The sequence below is a fragment of the Bacillus spizizenii TU-B-10 genome (assembly GCF_000227465.1).
Taxonomy (GTDB): Bacteria; Bacillota; Bacilli; order Bacillales; family Bacillaceae; genus Bacillus; species Bacillus spizizenii.
Map to the genome: position 1 here is coordinate 3,627,802 of NC_016047.1, position 22,591 is coordinate 3,650,392.

Sequence of the window (22,591 nt, forward strand, 5' to 3'; positions counted from 1 at the left end):
TCGTACATCAAATAACGAACGAAGGAGGCATACGCCTCCCTGGACTGCTATCAATCTTTTAATAGCTTGATAGAGTCGTTCCTGGATAGTAAAAACTTAAGATCGTTGTATAGGATTGTCCGGCAGCAGCTCTGGCATTGGCTCCGTACTGGCTCATGCCTATGCCATGTCCGTATCCTTTGCCGCTGATGATAAAGGCGTTTGTATTGCTTGAGACAGACGCATATGTACTCTTCATATTCGAAGCTCCAAGCATTGTTCTCAGCTCTGTAGTTGGTACAGAAATTGTTGCTGTTTTTTCACTCAGGCTTCCATTTGAAAGAATGTAGCCATTTGATTTTTCTTTCACGAAATATGAGAATGTTACACTTGCTGTTTCCGGCCGCTGACCGGCAGTTTTCTCCGTGCTGAATTTCACACTGGATATGTTCGTGATTTTGATAGACTCGGCACTGCTATATTTATTTTTAATAAACCAGCTTTTCAAACCGCTCAAATAGGCTGAATTCGTTTCATTTTTAGTGCTCCACCAGGATCCCGGGCTTTTCAGATTCAGACTGCTTTTATCAAGCTGGGTTTTGTTTAAAGACAGAGACCAGCTGATTTGCGGGTCGTACGTATCTTTTTTGGCGATTAAATAAGGAAGCTGGCTGCTCCACACCTCGCCGCTCGCTTCTGTGTAGCCGCCGTTACTTGAGGAATACGTAGCCGAAATCAAATTGCCATTGTGTTTCAAAACTTTTCCTTTTGTAGCTTCTACTACTTCTGAAGTTTTCGAATTCCAGTCATATCCGCCATATACCTGAAAAGCGGTGGTGTCTTGTACTTCTTTTCCGGCCGAGGTGATGGAATAAGTTCTGGCAGCGACAGCTTGAGCTTTAAGCGCTTCTTTCTGCCAGCTCGCCGGCATCTCATGAGGTACAACACCCTTTAAATAATCTTCAAAAGGGATATCCACATTGATCGGACGAACGTATTTGCCTGACTCAATCGTAAATTTCATGTTTCCGAGATATGGCGTTCCATTCAGACTGATAGAATTTGTCGTTGCATATTTTTTAGGATTTGCTGTGAAAGAAGTTCCAAGCGTCTTGATGGCAGTGCTGTTTTTATAAAGCACTAGATTTCCGCCGGATAACTTGACTGTAAAGCCAGTTCCTGCAAAAGTATCTGCCAGTTTGTTCTTTAGCGTATCGCTGATGGAGATGCTTCCTCCAAGCAGCGCAAATGACTGAGTTCCTTTTGTTGCAACTACATCAGCGACTGGTGACGGCAGGCTGCCGGGTTCAACTAGCAGTAAAGGACTGCCTTGCTTCGCGGCAAGCACAGACCCCGTCAATGCGTCCGCAAAGGTTTGACCGTTTGACATGAATACCTTTGTTGCTTTCATATTTAATTCTTTTACGATATTGGCAGATACCTCATACCGGGAAACCCCGCCAATCCGTTTCACAGTCGCCTGCTTTTTTAATGTGGATTCCACGCCAGTGCTGACACTCAACGGACCGCCGACTATTGTTACGTTGCTCGGAATTTTGTAATCGCTGCGGATGTTATTGTCTCCTGCAAGTAAAATCGGATAACCGTTCATTGCAGCATATGGCGCGATTGACAGGGCATCTGTAAAGACCATGCCCGTAGCCACTACTGCCTGGCTGTAATTCCCCATTCGATCGGCTATGTTTTTAGAAACCTCGTAACGGGTTGCTCCGCCAATCCGATCGATAGAACCGTATTTTTTTAATGTATTTTCTACATTTTTAGAGACACTGATTGTCCCGCCAATGATAAGAATATTGTCAGGATTTAGTTTTGCAATTTCGCTTTCTGTTTTTGGTGTTAGCGAATCTGCGTCTGTTAATAGAATCGGTGCATCGTACTTTTTGGCAAGCGGTGTTGCTGAGAGCGCATCTGCAAAAGCGTCTCGATTCACAACGACCACAGTCGTTGGATTTGTCCATCCGGCTGAAGCTACATTATTGGCAACATCAAAACGGGTTGCTCCCCCATATCGCTCTGTATCCGCAATTCTTGAGCCGGGAATTTCATAACCGCCTGTGATATCGACATCCAAGCTTGATTTGCTGCCTACATAATTACTCAGCTTAACAGAAATGGTTTTATCAGCGGCTTTCGCAGACTGCATAAACGATGGGCATGCTAAAGCTGCCGCAGTGACTGATGATAGAAGCAAGAGCTTCATTTTTTTCAAAACATGGAACCCCCTAAGAAGTTTTTATTACTTTGTCTCAAGATCCTTAAGCATTAAGACGCCATTTGCATCCTTTGTATATTTGACCACAACTTTTTGTCCTTCTGAAATGCTGTTCATTTTGTCCTGAAGGTCTGAACCAACCTGAATCGAAGTCTCTTTACCATCAATAGTGACTGCAATCGTATGGCTGTCCGCCAAACCGGCAAATGTGCCTTCCTTCGTTACAGTCTCTTCAGCAGCCGCATCCTGGCTACCTGAATTTGTTTCTGAACCTGATGAGTTCTCAGTTGTCCCGCACGCAGACAAAAGCAGCAGCATTGAGAACATTAAAATAGCAAATTTTTTCATTCCTATATCACCTCTCCACTTTTTATCGACAATTTTAAGCTTATTTTAAGATTTCTTTCAAAACAACGAAAAATTTTTGCGGATTTTCTTAAAATACCGAAATATTTGTACCCGTCTACTGTGATGAATTAGAAAAGTTTTAGTCATTTTCAAATATTAAGAAATTTATAATTGATTGCACTTGATTACAAAAAAGTCGAGAAAATTTATTATGAGAGCTGAAAAATTGAAAGGTATATTTTAAATTAGCCATTGTGGCGTTTGTAAGTGGAACTGGCAGCTATGCATACTACTTAGACATGGTCAGCATTCCGCGTGACACATATACAAAAATTATCGGGAAAGGCACAATGGATAAAATCAACCATTCATATGCATTCGGCGGTACGCAGATGACGGTTGACACGGTTGAGAACTTCCTCGATGTTCCGGTTGATTATTTTGTAAAAGTGAACATGGAAAGCTTTAGAGACGTTGTTGATACACTTGGCGGCGTCACAGTAAACAGCACATTCGCGTTCAGCTATGACGGTTATTCGTTCGGCAAAGGAGAAATCACGCTGAACGGAAAAGAGGCGCTCGCCTATACCCGGATGAGAAAAGAAGATCCGAGAGGCGATTTTGGCCGTCAGGACCGCCAGCGCCAAGTGATCGAAGGAATCATTAATAAAGGCGCAAATATTTCTTCCATCACGAAATTTGGAGATATGTTTAAAGTCGTTGAAAAAAATGTGAAAACGAATTTGACCTTCGATGACATGTGGGATATCCAATCTGACTACAAAGGCGCTCGTAAAAATATTAAACAGCACGAATTGAAAGGTACTGGCACGAAAATCAACGGAATTTACTACTATCAAGCAGATGAAAGCGCCCTTTCTGATATCACAAAAGAGCTGAAGGAAAGCCTCGAAAATTAAAACAAAAAGAAGCTTCGCACAGTGTGCAAAGCTTCTTTTTTATTTGCCTGTAAATGAATCTGGATGTTCTTTCCGAAACCCGTAGTGAAACAGCAATTCTTCCACAATCCGGCGGGAAGCCTCTCCATCGCCATACGGATTAGAAGCGTAGGACATTTTCTTGTACTCATCATCATCAGTTAACAGCTGTTTTGCCAACTGATAAATGTTTTCCTCATCCGTCCCTGCAAGTTTCAGCGTTCCTGCTTCCACTCCTTCAGGGCGTTCCGTCGTATCGCGCAGCACAAGCACCGGTTTCCCGAGAGAAGGCGCTTCCTCCTGCACGCCGCCCGAATCTGTCAAAATAAAATGCGATTTTGCCGCAAAGTTATGGAAATCAATGACTTCTAAAGGTTCAATCAGATGCACTCTGTCAGAATCGCCAAAATGCTTCTGAGCCGCTTCCCGGACAACAGGATTCAGGTGCACAGGGTAAACGACCTGTACATCGTTAAATTCCTCAACAATTCTTCGGATAGCCTTGAACATGTTTTCCATTGGCTCACCCAGATTTTCCCGACGGTGCGCGGTCAGCAGAATCATTTTATCCTCACCTACCTGATCGAGGACAGGATGAGAATAGCCTTCCCTCACCGTTGTGCGGAGTGCATCAATCGCTGTATTGCCTGTCACAAAAATAGAGTCGGCCTTTTTATTTTCTTTTAATAAATTGTCTTTCGCCTGGCCTGTCGGCGCAAAATGCAAATCAGCAATCGCCCCGGTCATCTGGCGGTTGAGCTCTTCCGGAAACGGGGAATACTTATTCCCTGTACGGAGCCCGGCCTCCACATGGCCGACAGCAATTTGATGATAAAAAGCGGCTAGGCTTCCGGCAAACGTCGTCGTTGTATCACCATGGACAAGCACAATATCGGGCTTAATATCTTTAAACAGCTCATCCAATTTCACAAGTGCGTTGGATGTAATCTCTGCCAGCGTCTGCCGCTCCTTCATTATGTTCAAATCGAAATCCGGCTTGATGTGAAATGCATCTAGAACCTGATCTAGCATTTGTCTGTGCTGGGCAGTGACCGTTACATAGGAATCTATTTCAGGATATTTTTTCAATTCCAGCACAAGCGGTGCCATCTTGATCGCTTCAGGCCTGGTCCCAAAGACGGTCATGACTTTTAGTTTTTTCATATTTGTCACCTGGTTTCTTTGTTTAACGGGCTGTTAGATAGAATTTTGATTGGTCTGATTGTATAAATAGGTCTACTTTCTTCTTTATTTTAAAGCACCACAGCTTTTTTTCAATATTTTTACTGCAAAAGTACACGCTGACATCCTTTTTGGGAACCAATGTCGTTTTGTATGAATTTATTGATAAAACGATATTCATGTTTTTCAAGTGAGCCGGGGCAAACTTTTGTTCAACTAGATTCCGGTCAACCTGTATCACTGTCCCATCAACAGAACTGATTTGATTTTTTATTGGGATTAAAAACTCTTGATTATTGCATTCCAGCAATAATAAGGATTGCTTCGGAAAGAACAATTGGCTTCCAGGAAATACGAACGTTAAATCTGAATCATTATTTTTAAATTCCACTTTCAAAACTTCTTGCTTTCTTATATCCACAGACAGATTACCGTATGTTTTTGTAAAGTATGGCCTTGCGCTAAAAGCGTATTTCCCGTTATTCCCAATATATTTAGCATGTTTTGAATAAGGATACGGTTCTCTGCTGCTGCCAATTCGGGCGCGTTTTTTATACCCGTCTATCTCCGATTCAATAAAGAAGTCCCAAACACCAATATCTTCTTCATGAACAGCCAAATCAGTAAACTTCGTGAGAAATTCAAATTCTCCGTCCTTAGAATATACCGGAGAAATGATTTTTTCAGTTTTTCTTTCGCGATGCACCCAAATGCCTAATAAAGTTTGCATAGCTTGTTGCTCTGGTTGTAAAGCCGTGTGGGTAACCGATCCTTTTAATGAAAAAGTATCGTTCTTCATTTGAAATTTGCTCACGTAATGACTGATTTTATTTCTGTCATCAATAATCCGTTCATTCTCTGTTAACTGATACGGCATAAGGCTGGGATAGTTTGCTATGATATGACCATTTTCAACAGACGTAAATTGAGTCATATTTTCTTTATCAGCTTCAAACTGCTTCAAGCCCTTTAAGTCATTCTGACGTACAAAATATAATTTTAACCGCGTATGGGAATGAACAAGCTTATCAATTTCCTGCGGAATATTTTGTTCAACAAAACGATGCAGCTCTGTCATCCATATTTGCTGTTCCTGCTCACTCTCGATCGTTACGGTAAAGTCCGTTGTTCTGGAAAAATCAAAATGGCGATTTATAAACTTCGCCATAAACTTCATTTTGCCGGTATGAGAAAGACGGCTCTCACAAATCATATCTATGATTACCTTCATTGCACCGTAGTAGTTTTGAGGCGCAACATAAGCAAATGTCATATGCTCGCCATCATGCTGTACAGCGTAGTAATAATCATAGTCGGCCAAGACAGAAATTTTGTCCGCTTTTATATAAGCTTTCATGACAAATACCTGATCCTCTGTGGCCTGTATATTAGATGGAAAATATATGTCATGCTTTCTAAGCAGTGAAACTTTAAAAAGTTTTGTCGGGCCAATTGAGTAGACAAGCGGAGATTTAACAAGATCCGCCTCAGGTTTTGTTTCTTTAAAAATAGCTTGCGGGACCGCTCTGCCGTTTACACCGACCATTTTTCCAAGCACAATATCTGAATCGTGTTGTTGTGCAAATTGATACATTCTCTCAAACGCTTCAATTCCTAAATAATCATCGGAATCAATAAAAAAGATGTATTCACCGTTCGCAGCACGTATGGCTTGGTTTCTTGGTTCTCCCGGCCCTCCCGAGTTTTCCTTTCGTTCAATAACCGTTATATTAGAATACTGTTCACTGTATTTTTTCAATATTGAAACCGTGCCATCCTGAGAACAATCATCTACACAAATAATTTCATACTCATTATTCGGCATGGTTTGTTGAACCAGACTATCCAGGCAGCGGGAGATAAAATGTTCTGAGTTGTATGTGGGTACTGCTGCAGTAATTTTCAACATTACACCTCTATCCTTATCCGCTTCTATTTCCTCACAAAAGCTCATATAATGAACAAAAATGGTATAGAAATGCACTATTTCGTCATTTCAAATACTTCTTCCCATCTTTCAAACAATCGGTCTTCACTATATTCGGTATCCATTAAATTCTTTGCATTTTTTCCATATTGAATGGCTTTCTCTGGGTTGTCGTACAAATAAATGATACTCTCAGCAAGCATTTCAATATGATCAGGTTCTACAAGCATTCCCGTTTCGTGTTCTTTGATGAGCTCTCTAGGGCTATATTTCACATCAAAACTAATGACCGGGGTTGCGCACGAAAACGATTCACAAATGGCAAGACTGAACCCCTCAAATTTTGATGTTAATAAAGTGGCAAGCGCCTGCTGATAAAATGGAGCAGGATTTGCGATATACCCTTTTAAATGCACATTATCTAACTGGAGATCATCGATCAATTGCTGATATTGCTCGTGGCCAGGACCGCTGCCATAAACATTAAGGACAATATCAGGCCGAGATTTTTTTACGATTTCCATTGCTTTTATGACCTTATCAATCCCTTTTTCTTCATGATATCTGGCCACCATGACAAATTCGTTTTTCTTTTTTTCATACGTTTGTAATTTTTCAAGTCTTCTTGGGGCATGGGGAATAACAAAAATATTATTGTTCGACTCAAAGTCTTTCATGATATCTTCCTTTTGTTCATTCGTTAATACGATCAGCCCGTCATAATCTTTAATATGTTCCATCGCGTATTGATGATTTTTCCGAACTTTGCTGCCCAACGTATAAGGATAATCTAAATGATTTGAGTGAACACAGTAATATCGTTTTGCCAATCCATCACGCATTTCATTGACTTTTGAAGCACTTCCGACTCCATCACAGATGATAATAGGGTCTTTTTCTTTTTCACAAATCTTCTCAAGCCAATGTGTATGAAACGTGTGCTTGTTTTTGAAAAATACAGCTTCCTTTTCATCTCGTTCAAACAGCATAACTCCTTGGCTGGCTCCTGTATTAAAATGGTGCCATTCCGTTAAATAGCAAAAGCCGTCTGGTGCTGTGTAGTGAATTTGATTGATTTTTCCGCTTCTCGTATCGAATAATACCGTTTTATTTACATAAGCGTCATGAAAGTATTCCCGCTTTGTCATCTGCATATTTTCATTGAAGTGATCTACATATAAAAGGTTATCCGACTCATCCCACTTTTTCTTTTTCATATATAAACCATTCTTAAAGTATTCCGTTTCTAATTTTTCCTCATTATGATACACGGCATAGGGTTCTTCAAAGCGATTGCGATTTTGTTCATAATAACTTTGTTGTGCATTCCCGACTTTTATATGCTTATGCTGATTTTTATAGTCATCATAAATATTAAGGATATTTACATCAGGATGCAGCCTTCCTGCGTTCTTCAGCTCTTTCTCAATCTGATTATAATTGTCTTTAAAATCAAGTGTGACCAAATCGATTTTATGGCCGCGCTCCGCAAATGTAAAAGATCTTGACATCATAGAGCTTGTAATGCCGCCTTTTTCAATGTCTATTTCATATATTAGTGAAAAGATCCTTCTCATCTTCAAGCCCCTTCTTTTGGTAAAGCTTTCTCTGCTATTTTTTTGCAAACAGCCGCTTCATTAATTTTCTCCTAAGTCCCTCGGCTGTATGAACATGCAAATAATTATTTTCTACTGCCAAAGTAATTTGCCAGCCCAAAATACTTTGTTCAGATGATGGAATTTCCTTTGGATCGGTGACTCGTACACTCGATGCAAAGAAGCTATTATCCCACTCTGAACAGAGATACAATTCAATCATGGACAGCTGATCTAATACAGAATGAACATAGAGAGTACCGCTTACAGTAAACATCAGCTCTTCCTCACTGCTTACTTTTGCGTTATATGTAATTTCAGTACCGCTCTTCTTATTTTTTAATTTCCAATACATTTTGTGACGGCCTACAGAATGGGTCGGAACGTCGCCTTTAAACTCGACCTTGGCTGACAAATATAAGTCGGATTTTGATTGCCATTCTGCCGTTAACAGCTCAACATCCATATTTTTTAAGTGATTATTAAAAGTCACCTGATCAATTAGTTTGTCTACAAAACGTTTGCGGGTAAATGGCTCTTCAGAAACATAGTAAATATTTGTGCGAGGTCCCGTTTTTTCAATCGTGTCATGATATCTCTTCAATGAAGGGACCACGAACGCATCAAGGTGGCCTATTTCCTTTTCAGGATTGTCTAACAGCTCATTCGTCTCTATAAAACCTAAGTACATGGATGAACATTTAACCGAAAGAGACTTCAGTGTTTTATATATCTCGAATTCTGATGTTAAAAATAAATATTCCGTCTTGTTTATCAAGCGGCTTAGAAAATAATAGGAAAGTTCATTTTCTGAATACAATACATTGACTATATTCTCTTTTTCGTCAAAAATGACAATTTTTTCAGTTGTTTCATCATTCTTATACCATTTGGTCATATAACAGGTGCCATCTGCTCTTAAGTAAAGATGCTGCTTCGGTTTGTTAGTCTCCAGATTCATGTACATTAAACTGTGTACATAGCCGGATGAATCGTATTCTTCTCTTTTAAACCTTTGCCTGTTTTCATTAAAGTAATCAATAACAGCAAGTTCTCCTGATGCTGTAAACCTTTGGTATTTGATATAACGCCCATTATGGTAATAGCGGTAAATGGGCTTGTTCGGTTCTTGAATATATGTTAAACCTTCTTGTTCAATCGGATGCTTAATTTTATCTTTCTGAGGTTCATATCCTTTAAAGTAGCTGTACATATTGATAACAGCAGCATCTTTAAAAGAAGAAGGCCCATTAGGCTCATGATTAAAAGTGACAATTTCCATTGGATAATTCCAATCGATTGTATTAATACTAAACTTTTTTGCAGCCTGCAGTCTTGAACAAACATATGCTAATTTTGGGGTAGAAACCTTCATCGTCATCATCTATTTTTTACCTTTCGAAAAAATTCGTACAGTCACATTTTCAGAACTACATTATAACATTTTTGCTTATATGGCTCTAGCTATAATCTAGAGTCCACACGCTTTTGGTTGATATTAAAATATAATTAAAAGTGTTTATCGATATCTATCGCTAAATAAACATTTATTTATGGTATTTTCCTTCACTTTTCTGATCATAAAGTCTATGAATTTACCCTTGTTTAATATTGGTTTTTCCTATATCATTAACTGTGTTTATCAAATTTATTTTAGGGTACTAAATGTAGAGAATGGATTTGAAACTATATCTTTAAAGATAAAGGAAGGTGCTTATATTGAAAAAAGTACGGAAGGCTATAATCCCTGCAGCTGGTCTCGGTACAAGATTCTTGCCGGCTACGAAAGCAATGCCGAAAGAAATGCTTCCTATCGTTGACAAGCCAACCATTCAATACATAATTGAAGAAGCTGTTGAATCTGGTATTGAGGATATTATTATTGTAACAGGAAAAAGCAAACGTGCGATTGAGGATCATTTTGATTACTCTCCTGAACTTGAAAGAAACTTAGAAGAAAAAGGGAAAGTTGAACTCCTTGAAAAAGTGAAAAAAGCCTCTAACCTGGCTGACATCCATTATATCCGCCAAAAAGAGCCTAAGGGACTCGGGCACGCTGTCTGGTGCGCACGCAACTTTATTGGCGATGAGCCTTTTGCGGTTCTGCTTGGAGACGATATTGTCCAGGCTGAAAAGCCAGGATTGCGCCAGTTAATGGATGAATACGAAAGAACACTTTCTTCCATTATCGGTGTTCAGCAAGTGCCTGAAGAAGAAACACACCGCTACGGCATAATCGACCCACTGACTAGTGATGGCCGCCGTTACCAGGTGAAAAACTTCGTTGAGAAGCCCCCTAAAGGAACGGCTCCTTCTAATCTTGCCATCTTAGGCCGTTATGTATTCACACCTGAAATCTTCATGTATTTAGAAGAGCAGCAGGTTGGCGCTGGTGGAGAAATTCAGCTGACAGACGCTATTCAAAAGTTAAATGAAATTCAAAGAGTGTTTGCTTACGATTTTGAAGGCAAGCGTTATGATGTTGGTGAAAAGCTTGGCTTTATCACAACAACTCTTGAGTTTGCGATGCAGGATAAAGAGCTTCGCGATCAGCTCGTCCCATTTATGGAAGGTTTATTGAACAAAAAGGAAATCTAAACAACAGGGCTATTGGACATTCATCCAATAGCCTTTTCTTATTTCGTCATCAAGGTTAGCGTATGCTCTTCATTATCAACTGCAAAAACCCTATCAGCTGTATTCACAAGAAAACGATTCTCGCTGCTGTCATACAATACATCGGTTTCACTTAAAGATAGTGATGCCGGGGTAACGGGAGAAATGTTGTAAAAGATAAGCTCTGATGCTTTATCATCCTCCAGCACATAGCTGATTTTTTCATAATCAAAATCCAACGTTTTTCTGCCGTCAGCTGTATCACTTTCAGTAAAGCCTTTCATTTTAGAATGAATAGTGACACTGCTTTCTCCAAGAAACGTCAAAAAATATTCATAGGAATCTGCTGCAGTTTGCTGGATATAAGGTGTAAAAGCAGAAATCTGCAACTCTGTCTCCTTTAAGTTAGTCTCAACATCCTTCTGGCTAACATAAAAGGATTTTCCGTCAAACTTAATTTTAGCAATTTGTTTACTTTTAGCGCTAACCGGCACCTTTGTACCAAATTGAAGCGTAACGTCAGCCTTATGCTTTAAACCTTGATCTTTATAGACAACTGCTTTTTCAACATCAATAAAGCCTTGCTTATTGACAGTCGTTAAGCTATCTTTTGCCTTAGTTTTCACACTGCCCTCATGGTTCTTCACTTCATTTTGCGGAATAGCGCCAAGCGAAGCAATTGTACGAAGCGGGGCATTAAAGAACATTGTTCCCGCAGTAAAAACCGTCAGGATAGACAAAATAGCAATTTGAACAGCATTAGCCAGTGATTTAGGCTTTTTCTTCTTTTGCCGGAAACGGGCTAACGCTTCAGGATCTTCTTTCTTCCTCTCTTCCGTTTGCTCTTTTTTATATGTCTCTTTTTCTTTTTTCGACAGCTTATTAAACCAGTCAATAAACGCTTTGTACTCTTTGACAACCGTTTTTGTTTCATCAAACATACGAAGCTCGCCGTAGTGCATCCAAGCGACGCGGTCACACATCTTCTCAATCTGGCCGATGGAGTGGCTGACAAAGAAAATGGTTTTTCCTTGCTTTTTAAACTCATTAATTCTGTCTACACACTTCTGATAAAACGTTTGGTCCCCTACGGAGAGCGCTTCATCAATAATTAAGATGTCAGGGTCAATATGCACGGAAATCGCAAAACCGAGACGCGATTTCATACCGCTGGAATAGTTTTTAACCGGCTGATTAATAAAATCGCCAATCTCGGCAAATTCCACGATGCTGTCGTACATATCATCAATTTCTTTATTGGTTAACCCCATCATTAAACACTTGAGCCGGACATTGTCCCGGCCCGTCAATTGGTTATTTAAACCGGCAGCAATCGCAATCAGCGACGGCTGGCCGTTCATTTCAATTTCACCGCTGGTCGGCGGAATAATTTTAGCCAGCAGGTTAGACATGGTCGATTTCCCTGACCCGTTTATCCCTACAAAGCCGATTGTCTCTCCCTCATACACGTCAAAGGAGACATTCCGCACAGCAAAAAAACCATTATCTTTGACCGGAAAAAACAATCCTTTAATCTTGTCCGATTGTTTTTTATACAAATGATACTGCTTTGAAACATTTCGAAACGAAACTTTTAGTTTCATCGTACAATCTCCTTACGTATTAAAGAAAGTCAACAAACTTGTCTCTAAATTTCATATGCAAGATAGAACCTACTGTCAATAAAAGGAATGTAAACAACCAGAAATACAGTGTGTATTTCATGTCTTGGAAGAACCATTTGCCATCTAAGAAGCTGTTCCGGAACCCTTCTATAAGATAATAAATCGGGTTTAATTTAATCACAGGAAGAAGACCAGGATAATTCTTCCCAAGTTGCTCTGTGATATTCCAGAAAACCGGAAGCAAAAAGAACAGTAATCTGGTTACCGCTTGCAGAAAAAATTGATAGTCTCTGACAAGCACACTGATTGTAGAGTTAAACAAGCTAAACGCAAACATAAATACAATCATGCAAATAAAATAATAAAAATATTGTATCCAATGCAAGTCGGGATACACACCGCTTGCTAAAAGGACTATAACATAAATACCCATCATCACAAAATAACTAAATAAATTTGATGCAATCACAACAGATGGAAGCGAACTAATTGGAAAATTCATTTTCGCAACCATATTGATCCGTTTAAATACACTGTTTGATCCATCAAGAATCGTCGGGCTAATAAAAAACCACGGAATCAAACCAGCCAGCATCCAAACAATAAAAGGCACTTCTCCGACACCTGTTATGACCGGCTGACTGTTGCGAATCCCCATACCAAATACAAACCAGTATGCCAGCATTTGAATGAGCGGATTTAGAAACTGCCATAATACACCAAGATAATTCATCTGGTACTGAGACTTTGTCTCATACGAAGCCAAGCGCAAAATTAAAGGAAACGATGTCACTTGCTCTTTTAAGATTCTTACTAATGCATTCATTGTTTATCTTCCTTAGACTTAAATGTTTTTTGGATCTTTCGGTTAAAGAAATTTGAAAGCACCGGTCTTATTTTAACAGATGTTGAGCTTTTTTTCATTTACTGCATTAGATAAATTCCTCTCTAAATTTAGTTAGTCGAAAAAAACATACCGGGCCAGTAAATTATAAGCAAATTTAACGTGAATTTAAAGGAAGAACTGTTTGTACTGTTTTCAAAATTCTATTAACCTAAAATTTCCTTAAAAGTTTAATGTCTCTCCAACAAGCATGTCCATTTCTGGGTAAATAAGGTCCAACCTTGATATATTTACCTTTTTCAGGTCTGAATTTTAGTGTATACCTAAGCCATTTGTTATTACACAAGTCTTGTATATCAGTTGTCTTAACATTTCTGAACCAAACTGCATCTGTTTGCAAATATTTTTCCGAAGAGTCAAACATCCTTATAGAAAAAATACACTTATAACTATCGATTAAATTAATATCAGAAACCTTAATATCAAAAGATAATTCAAATTCTTTGTGACCATCAGCATTAATTTCAATTGCATTCGACCATACTTGGTTATTCTCGTCTTTTACTAACCTTCTTTTTGAAATACTTAAAACGTTGTACTCTAGTTTGTCAGAATCAGGATCTTTTATTTCGAATTCATTCTGCCAAAATGACCAGTTGCTCTTGCCTAAAGAAAATGTTGGATTCTTGATTAAGTTATTTTCTTTATTTTTTTTGATTTTTATCCTTGGATCATCAAGTATATTCCTAAAATCGTTCGTTATAATTGATAGGAATTTACTGGTAAAGTCCAAATAAAATTCATTAACATAATGTAAATAAAATAATCCCCATTTGTGCATAGGATCTAATAAATAATATTTATCTTCGTAATCGATGAATTGTACGTCATGATTTTTTATAACATAATTATCTAGTCTATCCCAAATTTCATTATACAGAGAAGTATTAATCTGTTTTACTTTTGTAGTCTTGCTAAGATATTTATAAGAACCGGATATTTCATCATAATAAACATCTGAAAATCTTGCTTTATTAACAACCACTTTACAGTTAGGTAAATTTTGATTTAAAAAATCAAAAAGATTTTTTATTGATTCTTTCCATCGCTCGAAATAGTGTGTAAAGTCTTCTAATAAACTCAAAGGTTCTCCTTCTTTAAAAGTCTTATACAAAGTCGTCTTACTAAAGAGCCACCGTTTATTAGTAATAGTACTACCTTCTAACTCTCTAATACCATAAAATACATCAGCATAAAAGTCTAAAATAAGATAATCTGGCTCATTAATAATTAAAGTATCTAATATGCTTTTATCTAACTCTGTCTCGAATTGTCTCTTATCAAAAGGTTTCAAATTGTCTAGTTTTTCATAATCAAAAGCAATTGGATCAGCCATTAATGATATGATAGACATTTGGTTTTGATGAACAACACAACTATAATATTTTTTATAGTTTTCTATAAAACAACTATTAAAATTATCTCTTGAAACACAACTACCTATAATAGCTACCTTCAACATAATTTCCCTTCCTTTTAAAAAAACCCATAACATTGAATAATGCTATGGGTTTTCAAATATGTTAATCAACGTTTAAGAATTTCTTTACAACTTTTTCAGAAGCATTTCCATCGTCAAATTCACAATATTTTGCTCTAAAACTATTATATTTTTCACCATATTGGGTAAAATAATTATCTAATTTTTCGATAGAATCAATCAATGACATATTATCTCTTACTAATGGTCCCGGAGCTTCATCTTCAATATTCAAGTACATACCTCGAAGATTATCCCGATACTCCTCTAAGTCATACGTGAAAAATATCATTGGTTTCTTTAAAATACCATAATCAAACATTACAGATGAATAATCAGTGATTAGAACATCCGAAAGTAAATATAAGTCTTGAATATCATCGTAATTGGAAAGATTATAAGCAAATCCCTTGAAATCGCTAATATCAAGCTCATCAGATATAAAATAATGTAGTCTTAATAATATTACATAATCATCTTTCAGTTTTTTTCTGAGCTTCTCTAAATCTAGTTTCAACTCAAATCCATTTTTAACTCTAAAAGTTGGAGCATATAATATAATCTTTTTATCATTTGGTAAGTTCAACTTCTTTTTCAATTGATTTCTAAAAACTTCATTATTGTCTTTGAATAATTTATCATTTCTAGGGTAACCCGTTTCAAGTATTTCATTTTTATAGTCATAAATTCTTCTTGCTAGATCACTAACATATTTGCTTGGTACAGTTAAATAATCCCATCTGCCGCACCGTCTCAAGAATCTATTTCTCTTATCTTCTGTATCTACTTCTCCAGGGACATCTAACCCTAGAGTTTTTAGCGGGGTGCCATGCATAGTTTGTAATTCAACTGCATTTTTTCTTTTTTCATAAAAATCTGGGAAGTTAACATTATTCACAAAGTATTTGGCACGAGCCATATACTGAAAGTATTTCAAAGACTTTATTTTAACTTTAATTGCTTCTCCATCTACTTTTACATAATCATTATTTACCATCCAAACACATTCATATTCTGGATAATGTTCGTTTATATAATCATATATAGCTTTAGGGTTACAACTAATTTGTTTGCCCCAGTAACTTTCAAAAACAATTGTCTTCTTTTTCATTGGTAAAAGTCTGAAAAGCGGATAAAGAAATTTTTCTATCACTTCTTGCCTACGAGGACCTCTCTCAATCCAATTCCATTCAAATATATTATTAATACTTATATTGTCCTCTTTTGTAACATATGGAGAATACTTTATATTACCGACAGTTTTTTTAGGGAAATTTATTTCTTTATCTCTTACTTTTATACGTTTTAATTTTTTAAAGCTCTTATTACCCTTTACTGTAAATTCTAAGTAAACTCTCCATACTCCGTATTCTTCATTGAATGGAGTTCTGACTTTATTGTTTGAAAGATCGAAACCTGTTTTAAGAAAAAACTCACCCTTCTCTTTGTATTCTCTAAGTATATTTCCAGAAACCGTGTGACCTGTCTCCACATTCTTTAAGACCATATTGATATCGGTTAAATTTTTTAAAGTTTTAATATATTTATCCGTAATAGATGCTTCTATTAATAAATTCTCATTTGAAAAATTAATATCTTTAAGATACGCTGTGTAATTTCTTGTTAGAATTCTTAGGTTTCCTGCTGGGCTAGCATCTATTGAAATCTCTTTAGTATCAAGAACAATATTTTCAACTTTTACACTTTCCAAATAAGTTAAAGGTTCATTATCATTATTATACCTTACATAGCCTATTAACTCAGTATTATTTTTTAATCTATTAATGGTTGATTTAGGGATTATTGTTTTAAAACTGTTCGAATGTCCATCCTTTTCCATATAATATCTATATTGTTCATTCTTATCATAATCTCTAAATAGAAGTTGGCATTCGTTTAACGGTAGAGACGTCTCACCTTTAATGATTAAATTTCCATTTTCATATATTAAACTGTTAACCTGAGTAGTAACAGGTCTTAAGTCTAAATATAAGTCCCATGAACTATTGTATTTGATGAAAATCCTTCTCGAGGAGTAGACTCTGTGCTTTGGTCTAGGTTTTTTACCACTAACAGGTTCACCAATTCTATAACTTCTCGTTTTTCCAGAACAGTTAATCTCTACCCATATTTCTAGTTTTCCAGAAAGCCTGTCAAATAAATCATTTGTATCTACTTCAATAATATATCCGGACCAATCATAGTTATTAACCCTTGAAAGAGGGATATTATTATTTTTTTTGGTACCGAATTTTAATGTTATATCTGGCCTTTTTACTGAAAAACAATTTATGAATTTCTTTTCTCCCGAAATTGGATCAAAAACATAAGCCTTTAAACTAACATCTTTTTTTCTTTTTATGTCAAGATGTCTAATAAAATGATAACCTTCAATACGGATTACGGAGCTATCCCATTCTACTCTTTCTATTTTTCTTTTAATAGTAAACTCACTGTCTGGTTTACAAATATCTTTTGGAAGTTCCTTCCCAAATGGGAATTCCCAAAAGAATTGACCCTTTACTTTTTTAGGCTTACTATATTTAAACTCATTCTTTTGGAACTTTAAAACATCGAGTAATCTTTCAATATCATTTTTAGAAATAAAATAATACTTAGCTCTATCTATTGCATTTAACTTTCTAAACGTTTCATCTGATATAGTTTGTAAGTATGTTGACACTTTGGTCATAAAAACTTTAATGTATTCAGAATCCGCAGTGTCTAATATATTCAAATAGAGTGGGATATCAAGACTCAGGGCTTTATAATCCTTTAAATCCTTTAGTTCCCCTTTTATATTTGCATAATTAAAAAAGGAATCAACTAAATCTAATGCTTTTAATCTATCTGTAAGATTAACCAGATCATTTCTCTGTTGTGTTATTGATTTATCCCCTGCTTCCCGGGCTCTCCAAAAATAAATAAAATCTTCAAGAACACTAACTGACTCAGCTTTATAATGTGCAGGTATTGTTACAGGTAAATCTTCATATAGCATGCCCTCAGGAAATTTAAAATCATTTTTTATCCAAAATTCTCTTCTAAATATCTTATTCCATGCAGTTGTATCATAAATTAATTCATTATTTTTGGTAATATGAGTTTTAGGAATTGTATCACTAAATACTTTTTTATGAAGTCCAGAACCATAAACCTTAGTCGAGTTGAACCTTTTTACATTCCCTATAACAATGTCTGTTTGATTTTCACTAGCTAATTGATACATTTTTTTATATGCATCTAAACTTAAATAATCGTCTGAATCAACAAAGGCTATAAATTCACCTTTTGCATATTGGACGCCATAATTCCTGGCATGCCCTAGACCGCCATTTTCTTTATGATAAGAATAAAAGTTATCGTACTTAGAAGAATATTCATCCATTATTAATCCACTATTGTCTGCTGAACCGTCATTTACCATTAAAACTTCAATTGATTTTAATGTTTGATTAGCTAAAGAATCTAAACATTCTCTTAAATATTTTTCAACATTGTAAACTGGAACAATTACACTAATCTTAGGTTTTCTTTTTGTCACTAACTCTCTCTCCTATTTCTTTACCAAATATCTTATCAACAACTCTTTTTGCAGCTTTGCCATCTTCATATAAACAAAACTCATTATAAAATTGAGTATAATTATCATGCAACTTGGGATTTTTCAGTAGTTTTTTTAATTCTTCAATTAGATTATCTGTATTGTCTACTACATTACCAGGTGCATTTGATTCAAAATCAAAATAAAATCCTCTAAGTCTATCTCTATAGTACTCTAAATCATAGGCATAAAATAATATTGGTTTTTTTAAATTAGCAAAATCAAAAAAAACAGATGAATAATCCGTGACCAAAATATCAGATATAATATATAAGTCTCTTATATCTGGATAATCAGAAACATCCATGATAAAATCCTTATAATCGACAAGCTCAAAGTCTTGATTAACCAGATAGTGCATTCTAAGTAAAATTATAACTTGATTCCCCAATTCCTTTTTTATCTTTTCTAAATTTAAATTGAGATCAAATTTGTAATTGCCTTTTGAATAAAAATTATCATCCCTCCACGTAGGGGCATACAATATTATTTTTTTTCTCCCTAAACCTAATTTCTTCTTGAGTTTTTCTTTATAGAGTTCTATATCTTTTTGATATAGTATGTCATTCCTAGGGTAGCCAGTTTCAATAACTGTATTATTGAATTGAAATGCTCTCTTAAATATTTCTGTTGAATATCTATTAGGAGATATTAATATATCCCACTTACTTGATTCTTTAGAGAAATTTTTTTTGTACTTTTCTGTAGTAGTTCCCGGCATACGAACTACATCCATATCATTAGCTAGTCTCTTTAATGGTGTACCATGCCAAGTTTGGATGTATATTGTTTTTTTAGGCTTTGGAAGCCATAATGGTAACCTGCTATTTGTTACCCAGTATTTTGCAGTTGCCATTTTCCATAACCAAGAAAGTGTAAATCGATTATTGTACTTTAAGCCTTGTCGGTTAAATTCATGTTCGTATTTTCTATCAACACTCCAGACCATATCAAAACCATATTTACTATTATTCTGCTGCAAATACTCGTATATCGCCCTTGGATTACAACTAAATTGTTTACCTAAATAACTTTCAAAAATAATCATTCTCTTATTTTTAGGTAATGTACCTATTACCGAAAAAAGTATGGAGTAAATTTTAATTAAAATGTTTTTCTTTTTCATTTAAAGAAGCCTTCCATCTCACTTTTATAAACTACTTGTAATAAATTAAAGAGGCAATACAAGAAAAAAAGAAGCAACGTTACATTACTTCTAAAGATTTGCTATCTCTTTTTTTATCTTAGTCGTAGAAATCCCTTCAGTTCTTGGCAGATAAACAACCTCACAATGATCTTTTAAGAAATCAAATTTACCTTCCCAATCATTCCCCATCACAAAAACATCAATGTCATATTCCTTTATATCAAGTATTTTCTGATCCCAACTTTTTTCAGGAATTACTTCATCTACATAGCGTATTGTTTCTAAAATTAATTTTCTATGTTCATAACTATGATAGGCTTTTTTTTGTTTCTGTAAATTAAATTCATCAGTACTAATTGCAACCACTAAATAGTCACCAAGTTCTTTAGCACGTTCAAGCAATTTAATATGACCCCAATGAAGCAAGTCAAACGTGCCATAAGTAATAACCTTTTTCACTTTAAAAAACTCCTTTCAGGGTTGAGAGAAAAGACCGAGCTTTTTTACAATCTCTTAATAATTCCGACATAATTTTCACATATCCTTAATATTTAACAATAATAGCATAATCACCTATAAAAGTTAAGGGGATTTAAAAAACAGAAAACTACAGTAGTGTTAAAGACCTGTTGTCAATAGTTCTATTTTAACATTTCAGATCATTACCCGACACCAAACTTACTGATTTTTTTCTAAAGCCTGTGAAACGATTTTCTTTCTGCTGCGTCATTTATTCTGTACACCCTCCTCATATTAATTCATCGTCAAAACGTGAAGGAATTGTAATGTGAATGTTAAAAGTTCCTAAAGATTTTTGTGGTAAAATAGAGTAAGATGTTTTCAGGCAAAGAGTCTTTAATCAAACTATACGAATGACACGTGTTTTTTATAGACATATAGATGAAAAGGAGGGTTGATACGATGCAAACGAAACCCATTAATCAATTAGATTTTGTAGACAGTGAACTAACTTCATTTGTATCACATTTAGAAACGTCATATTTAGATCAGAATAAAGGTGCGTTCATCGTAACAGCGAATCCTGAAATCGGATTTGAAGCAATGCAGAATCCGCGTTATGAAGCGGTTCTTTCGTCTGCTGATTTTATTTTGCCGGATGGAATTGGTGTTGTAATGGTTTCCAAAATGATTGGAAAACCTCTTCAATCCAGAATCGCCGGTTATGATTTGTTTACGTCTCTGCTTGAGAAAGCCGACCAAAAGAAAAAACGGGTTTTCTTTTACGGTGCGGCTAAGCATGTGATTGCGGAAACAATTGAGCGAGTTAAACGTGATTTTCCCGGGATTGAAATTGCCGGATACTCTGACGGCTATGTGAAAGATCAGCGTGAGGTGGCGGACAAAATTGCGGCCTCAAATCCTGATATGGTATTTGTCGCATTAGGTTATCCTAATCAGGAGTTCTTTATCCATAAATACCGCCATTTATTCCCTCAGGCTGTTGCTGTAGGGCTGGGCGGAAGCTTTGATGTGTTCAGCGGCAATGTAAAAAGAGCGCCCTCATTTTTTATCCGTTTTCACCTTGAATGGATGTACAGGCTGATTACCAACCCTGCCCGCTGGAGAAGGATGCTGAGCATTCCTAAGTATGTTACAGCCGTGCTGAAACATGAACGGGCTTCAGCAAAGCCGCAATATACAGGACAGGTTAAAGATCAATCACGCCATCTGTAATCGGCCTTAAAGGAGCTATGGTATGTAATGAAATGCATGAATCATTCGCTGAGCCTGCGGACAATCTGTGAAAGCCGTTTTGAGCTGATGACAGATTGAAATCCTGGTTTGCGTTTTTTTATTATTTGTTCATCAAAGTCATTGGCGCATTGCTGTTTTGGGTCAAGCCGGGCAATCAAGTGACGCTTCTGGTTTCCTTTCCTGATAATGCCCGTGCCATATTAAAGGAATACCAGAAGGGGCACTTTTCATTTCCCATTCATGTACTGCTGACCCAGCATGCCAAGTCGCTGGAAAAAGAATTTCCTGAGCTTACTGTTTCGGTTATTAACGAAAAACACCCGCTTCATATATGTAAAGCGATCTTTTCTATGCTGAGCAGTAAGACTGTGATTGTTGATAACTATTTTGTTTTGACAACTGTTCTGACCAGCAGGCCTGATATCGAGTGTATCCAAGTTTGGCATGCGAACGGGGCGTTTAAGCGTTTTGGGTTAAAGGATATCAACACACAGAATCGTTCTCGGGCTGACGTAAGACGCTTTCGAAAAGTGTATGCTTCATTTGACAGGATTGTCGTTGGTTCTGAACATATGGCTGACATATTCAAGGAATTTTTCGATATAAAAGGTGATAAATTTCTTCGGTTTGGTGTGCCTTTAACCGATGCTTACTATGAGGAGCAGGAAAACAGCAATGACCTTAAAAGCAAATATCATCTGCCAGTGGAGAAAAAAATCATTTTGTATGCGCCGACCTTTAGGGACGACCAGTTCGAAAGATTTTCGCTGCCGTTTTCAGAAAAACAGCTGCAGCATGATTTAAAAGGTGAATATATACTTGCAGTAAAACTGCATCCTGTTATGAAGCAATCTGCTGAATTACCTGAGGATAGTGCGTGGATAAAAGATGTGTCAGATCTCCCTCTTGCAGACCTTTTAAAAATGAGTGATCTGTTAATATCAGACTATTCTTCTGTCCCATTTGAATTTGCGCTGCTGGACAAACCCATTTTGTTTTATACGTATGATATGGAAGCTTACAACAAAAACCGCGGTTTAATTCGGCATTATACAGAGGTGATCCCCGGGGTGCCTTGCTGTGATTCAGGAATGCTCTTGGAGCAGCTGAAAGATATGGACAAGCTCCAATCCGAAGTAGAGCGCTTTTCACGTGAGTGGAATCTGTACTCTAGAGGGCATGCCAGTAAGCAGCTTTTAAGCTATGTGAATGAGAAATCAAGCTGATCTTTATATATAATAGAGGTCGGTATTGCAAATAATATGAAAACCTTTTATAAAACATTATGAGTTGT

The 22,591-nt window shown here is 36.4% G+C and carries 15 protein-coding genes and 1 pseudogene; 4 read left to right on the top strand and 12 right to left on the bottom strand.

What is annotated here, in order from left to right:
• Positions 1 to 58: 58 nt before the first annotated feature.
• Positions 59 to 2,212: a SpoIID/LytB domain-containing protein gene (locus GYO_RS40210; protein WP_014115377.1), complete on the bottom strand. Its 2,154-nt coding sequence runs from the start codon at positions 2,210 to 2,212 to the stop codon at positions 59 to 61.
• 27 nt (positions 2,213 to 2,239) lie between these two features.
• Entirely contained in the window at positions 2,240 to 2,563 is a 324-nt protein-coding gene (gene lytA / locus GYO_RS40215; RefSeq protein WP_014115378.1) for an acidic lipoprotein LytA, read from the bottom strand.
• A gap of 296 nt (positions 2,564 to 2,859) precedes the next feature.
• On the opposite strand from lytA, the pseudogene GYO_RS40220 reads away from it, so the two are divergent.
• A pseudogene (locus GYO_RS40220) lies at positions 2,860 to 3,483 on the top strand (LCP family glycopolymer transferase); the annotation flags it as partial.
• 39 nt (positions 3,484 to 3,522) lie between these two features.
• Here GYO_RS40220 and wecB read toward each other — a convergent pair.
• From wecB to GYO_RS40240, 4 genes are all read right to left on the bottom strand, one after another.
• Complete coding sequence (gene wecB / locus GYO_RS40225; RefSeq protein WP_014115380.1) at positions 3,523 to 4,665, bottom strand: non-hydrolyzing UDP-N-acetylglucosamine 2-epimerase; 1,143 nt, start codon at positions 4,663 to 4,665, stop codon at positions 3,523 to 3,525.
• Positions 4,666 to 4,687: 22 nt separating this feature from the next.
• Positions 4,688 to 6,592, bottom strand: a complete 1,905-nt coding sequence (locus GYO_RS40230) for a glycosyltransferase (protein ID WP_041521085.1) — start codon at positions 6,590 to 6,592, stop codon at positions 4,688 to 4,690.
• Between the two features lie 74 nt (positions 6,593 to 6,666).
• A complete protein-coding gene (locus tag GYO_RS40235; RefSeq protein WP_014115382.1) occupies positions 6,667 to 8,187 on the bottom strand; it encodes a glycosyltransferase in 1,521 nt (506 codons plus the stop codon).
• Positions 8,188 to 8,221: 34 nt separating this feature from the next.
• Positions 8,222 to 9,589, bottom strand: a complete 1,368-nt coding sequence (locus GYO_RS40240; RefSeq protein ID WP_041521086.1) for an alpha-glucosyltransferase N-terminal domain-containing protein — start codon at positions 9,587 to 9,589, stop codon at positions 8,222 to 8,224.
• A 335-nt stretch (positions 9,590 to 9,924) separates the two neighbouring features.
• Between GYO_RS40240 and galU the strand changes: the two genes are divergently transcribed.
• Complete coding sequence (galU, locus tag GYO_RS40245; protein WP_014115384.1) at positions 9,925 to 10,803, top strand: UTP--glucose-1-phosphate uridylyltransferase GalU; 879 nt, start codon at positions 9,925 to 9,927, stop codon at positions 10,801 to 10,803.
• 38 nt (positions 10,804 to 10,841) lie between these two features.
• On the opposite strand, the gene tagH is transcribed toward galU, so the two are convergent.
• The 6 genes from tagH to tagD all read right to left on the bottom strand — a co-directional run bounded on the left by tagH (position 10,842) and on the right by tagD (position 20,040).
• Positions 10,842 to 12,425 (bottom strand): teichoic acids export ABC transporter ATP-binding subunit TagH, encoded by a 1,584-nt coding sequence (gene tagH, locus GYO_RS40250; protein ID WP_014115385.1) that lies wholly within the window; start codon positions 12,423 to 12,425, stop codon positions 10,842 to 10,844.
• A 19-nt stretch (positions 12,426 to 12,444) separates the two neighbouring features.
• The gene (gene tagG / locus GYO_RS40255; protein WP_014115386.1) at positions 12,445 to 13,272 is read right to left on the bottom strand and encodes a teichoic acids export ABC transporter permease subunit TagG; all 828 of its coding nucleotides are present in this window, start codon (positions 13,270 to 13,272) and stop codon (positions 12,445 to 12,447) included.
• 229 nt (positions 13,273 to 13,501) lie between these two features.
• Positions 13,502 to 14,812 (bottom strand): DUF6270 domain-containing protein, encoded by a 1,311-nt coding sequence (locus GYO_RS40260; RefSeq protein WP_014115387.1) that lies wholly within the window; start codon positions 14,810 to 14,812, stop codon positions 13,502 to 13,504.
• 61 nt (positions 14,813 to 14,873) lie between these two features.
• Positions 14,874 to 18,374 carry a bifunctional glycosyltransferase/CDP-glycerol:glycerophosphate glycerophosphotransferase gene (locus GYO_RS43140; RefSeq protein ID WP_014115388.1) on the bottom strand — a complete coding sequence of 1,167 codons (3,501 nt, stop codon included), beginning with the start codon at positions 18,372 to 18,374 and terminating at the stop codon, positions 14,874 to 14,876.
• On the bottom strand, positions 18,355 to 19,560 hold the full coding sequence (locus GYO_RS40270; RefSeq protein ID WP_014115389.1) for a CDP-glycerol glycerophosphotransferase family protein: 1,206 nt from the start codon (positions 19,558 to 19,560) through the stop codon (positions 18,355 to 18,357). Before GYO_RS40270 ends, GYO_RS43140 begins: the two co-directional genes overlap by 20 nt.
• A gap of 90 nt (positions 19,561 to 19,650) precedes the next feature.
• Positions 19,651 to 20,040, bottom strand: coding sequence for a glycerol-3-phosphate cytidylyltransferase (tagD, locus tag GYO_RS40275; RefSeq protein WP_014115390.1), 390 nt, complete (start codon positions 20,038 to 20,040; stop codon positions 19,651 to 19,653).
• 462 nt (positions 20,041 to 20,502) lie between these two features.
• Between tagD and GYO_RS40280 the strand changes: the two genes are divergently transcribed.
• Both GYO_RS40280 and GYO_RS40285 read left to right on the top strand, forming a co-directional pair.
• Positions 20,503 to 21,276, top strand: coding sequence for a WecB/TagA/CpsF family glycosyltransferase (locus GYO_RS40280; protein ID WP_014115391.1), 774 nt, complete (start codon positions 20,503 to 20,505; stop codon positions 21,274 to 21,276).
• A 95-nt stretch (positions 21,277 to 21,371) separates the two neighbouring features.
• On the top strand, positions 21,372 to 22,523 hold the full coding sequence (locus GYO_RS40285) for a CDP-glycerol--glycerophosphate glycerophosphotransferase (RefSeq protein WP_014115393.1): 1,152 nt from the start codon (positions 21,372 to 21,374) through the stop codon (positions 22,521 to 22,523).
• Positions 22,524 to 22,591 lie beyond the last annotated feature (68 nt).

Bases quoted from the DNA above. Each gene is read 5' to 3' on its own strand.
- lytA (WP_014115378.1), bottom strand. From the start codon at position 2,563: ATGAAAAAATTTGCTATTTTAATGTTCTCAATGCTGCTGCTTTTGTCT.
- wecB (WP_014115380.1), bottom strand. From the start codon at position 4,665: ATGAAAAAACTAAAAGTCATGACCGTCTTTGGGACCAGGCCTGAAGCG.
- GYO_RS40230 (WP_041521085.1), bottom strand. From the start codon at position 6,592: ATGTTGAAAATTACTGCAGCAGTACCCACATACAACTCAGAACATTTT.
- GYO_RS40235 (WP_014115382.1), bottom strand. From the start codon at position 8,187: ATGAGAAGGATCTTTTCACTAATATATGAAATAGACATTGAAAAAGGC.
- GYO_RS40240 (WP_041521086.1), bottom strand. From the start codon at position 9,589: ATGATGACGATGAAGGTTTCTACCCCAAAATTAGCATATGTTTGTTCA.
- tagH (WP_014115385.1), bottom strand. From the start codon at position 12,425: ATGAAACTAAAAGTTTCGTTTCGAAATGTTTCAAAGCAGTATCATTTG.
- tagG (WP_014115386.1), bottom strand. From the start codon at position 13,272: ATGAATGCATTAGTAAGAATCTTAAAAGAGCAAGTGACATCGTTTCCT.
- GYO_RS40260 (WP_014115387.1), bottom strand. From the start codon at position 14,812: ATGTTGAAGGTAGCTATTATAGGTAGTTGTGTTTCAAGAGATAATTTT.
- GYO_RS40270 (WP_014115389.1), bottom strand. From the start codon at position 19,560: ATGAAAAAGAAAAACATTTTAATTAAAATTTACTCCATACTTTTTTCG.
- GYO_RS40280 (WP_014115391.1), top strand. From the start codon at position 20,503: ATGCAAACGAAACCCATTAATCAATTAGATTTTGTAGACAGTGAACTA.